This window comes from Deltaproteobacteria bacterium (assembly GCA_005879795.1).
GTDB lineage: Bacteria > Desulfobacterota > Binatia > DP-6 > DP-6 > DP-6.
In genome coordinates this window covers 1-2,756 of sequence record VBKJ01000249.1, presented here as the reverse complement: position 1 = coordinate 2,756, position 2,756 = coordinate 1, and the positions used below count along the sequence as shown (strand labels likewise).

The following is a 2,756-nucleotide window of genomic DNA, read 5'->3' as shown; positions in this document are numbered from 1 at the left end:
CGCCGCCGCCTCCCGCCGCGACGCCGGTAGCACATCCGGTCTCGGCGCCAGCGCCAGGGTGCCGATCGAGACGGCTCCTGCCGGCCGATCACCCAGGGCGAGCCAGACCGATGCCGAGGGCGTCACGGCTATTTCGTAGCGCTCGATGAGAAACTGTCGGTCGCCCGACCCACCCAGCAGCGCCGCGAACGGCAGGTAGTGCAGCTCGGCATGCGGAACGAGAAAGAGCCGCGTCTTGCCGGTGAGCAGGCCCGTCTCTTCAAGGGGTGCGATCAGATACTGATGCAACTGTCGCAACGGCCCGCGCCACAGCGATTCGGCTGGCGTGGAGCCCGCTTCCTGGCTCCCCCTCTCCGCATTGCGGAGAGGGGGACGGGGGGTGAGGACCACGGTTGCGCGGGCGAACTCGACCAGACGGGCGAGCGTACGGCGCTCGGCTGCCAGGTCCACGACGGCGAAGGTGTCGCGAGCGATGAGGAACGCGAGCGAGCCCGAGTCGCTCACCAGGTATTCGATGAGGACGGCATCGGAACCGAGACGCCGGCCCACGTCCCGCCACGCCGCAGTCACGGGCGACACCAGCATCGCGTGCCGGGGACTGCGCTCCCGCATCTCGAGCAGCAGCTCGCCGTACGCCTCGTGAGCGCGGCCCAGCGCCTCGCGGGTAGCCGCGCTCGCAGTTGGCGCCTCGGGGCCACGCAGCGCGTCCGCGTCCGCGCTGTCAACGTCGTGCGTGAGCTCGGCAATGCGGTGCCGCAGATCCTGCTCTCGGGACACGAGCTCGGAGGCCGTGTCGGGCGATGACAGCCTGCCACGCTGCAGCAGCTCGAGCATCTCGCGCGCGCGCAGCCGCTCGCTCGCTTCGAAGGCCGCTTCCGGCCGGCCGCGGGCGCGCTCGATGAGTGCGAGCTGCCCGTACACGTCCCACTTGTCCGCGAGGAACGCCGACCGGCGCTCGGCCAGCGCCAGCGACCGGCTGGGGCGCTCGATCTCGGCTAGGGCGGCACGCAGCTCGCGGGTGGCCTCGTCGTCCCGACCCTGGGCGTGCCGCGCGAGCCCCAACCCCGCGTGCAGCCGCCACGCGATCTCGGGAGCGGTGCGGCCCTGCAGTCGTTCGAGCCCCGCCCGGTACAACGACTCGGCGGTCGCTGGCAATCCTGCTCCGGCTTCGAGCGCCGCCTGCTCGCCGATGGCGGCGGCGGCGCCGACGGGATCGCCCAGCTGCTGCAGCTCGGCGGTCGCTTGTGCGAGCAGCCGTCGCGCGGCCGCGGTGTCCCCTCGTGCCTGTGCGACCTCGCCGAGCGACAGGCGTGTCAGCGCGGCAGCACGCTGGTTCCCGGCCGCAACCTCGGTGCGCAATGCCTTCTCGAGGAGCGTCCGGGCTTGGGCGTGCGCATCGTGAGCGAGCAACAGCTGGCCCTGCCCCTGGCGCGCTTCGGCTGCGCCTTGCTGATCTCCCGCTTGGGTGTAGAGCAGCTCCGCGCCACCATACAGCTGGCTGGCCTCGGGGAGATCGTTCAGCTGTACCGCCAGGTCCGCCCGAGCGAGTGCGATGCCCGCGCGCACCGCAGGCGACGCCCGGGCAGAATCCGCGAGACGCTGCGCGCGACGCAGTCCGTCGAGCGCAGCTTGCAGCTCACCTGCCGCCGCGAGCGCACCGGCGAGCTCGCGCCGTACCGCGAGCGCGTCGGCGAGGGGTCCGGTCCGGTCATAAATCGCCAATGCGTCGCGCAGCGCGGCCCGGGCCGCAGGATAGTCGCCGCGGCGCAGCTCCAGTTGACCGAGCCCATGCAGCGCGTCCGCGACGTCGGCCCACTGCTCGCGGGCGCGCCAGGTCGCCAAGGCGTCGCGGTACAGCCGTTCGGCGTGCGCGAACTCTCCGGCGGCCGCGGCCAGCGCGGCGAGGTTCACCAGGTTGGTCGCCGCGACCTCGTCGCGCCCATCACGCCGGTTGATCTCGAGTGCGGCCTCGAACTGGCGGCGCGCCTCGTCCGGATCCCCGATGGTCTGCGCCAGCAGCCCCAGATTGTTGTGATCCGCCGCCACCCCCCGCGAATCCCCGATCCGCTCGCGCAGGGCCAGGGCCTGGGCGTAGCGCGCACGCGCCGCGGCCAAATCGCCCTGATCCGCGCTGGTGCCGGCGAGAGTCCCGAGGGCGTTGGCCTCGACGCGAATGTCCCCGACGCTCGCGGCGAGTGCGCGCGACCGCTCGAGATACGCGCCGGCGCTGTCGAGCCGACCCTCACGCAGAAAGGCGGCGCCGATGTTGCCCAGCACCGCGGCGATACCGGACGTGTCGCCGATCGTCCGGGCGCGCCTGAGGGCGCGGCGCCAGATCGCGATCGCCGCCATGGGGCCGGCCCGGCCGTACGCCGCGACACCCGAGCGACGCGCGCTGTCGGCCCAGATTTTCGCCGTCCGCCGCTCGGCCGGCCATGCCTCGAACCGCGCCACCTCGCGCACGAGGAACGAATCGCTCCATGCCTCCGCGTAGGCGGCCGCCAGACTGCGCGCTGCGACGAGATCGTTTCGAGCGAGAGCACCCGTGACGGCCTCGCGGACCGCCAGCGGGTGCGCGCGGGTCTCGAGGACGAGAGCAGACTCGGGGATGCGCAGCGCCAGCAGCCGCAGTGAGTCCGCCGCCGGCGACTGCGCGGTCAGAAGGGCGAGCACGAGCCACAGCCCGAGCGCCGTCACCGCTCGGCCCTCGCCGCGATCGAAAACTGGACGAGCTCGGAGGCGGACCACCGGTCCCA

1 protein-coding gene is annotated in these 2,756 nt (G+C 72.9%); it reads right to left on the bottom strand.

What is annotated here, in order from left to right:
- A partial coding sequence (locus E6J59_19670; GenBank protein TMB15875.1) for a tetratricopeptide repeat protein occupies positions 1–2,697 on the bottom strand: 2,697 nt, incomplete at its 3' end.
- Between the last annotated feature and the right edge of the window lie 59 nt (positions 2,698–2,756).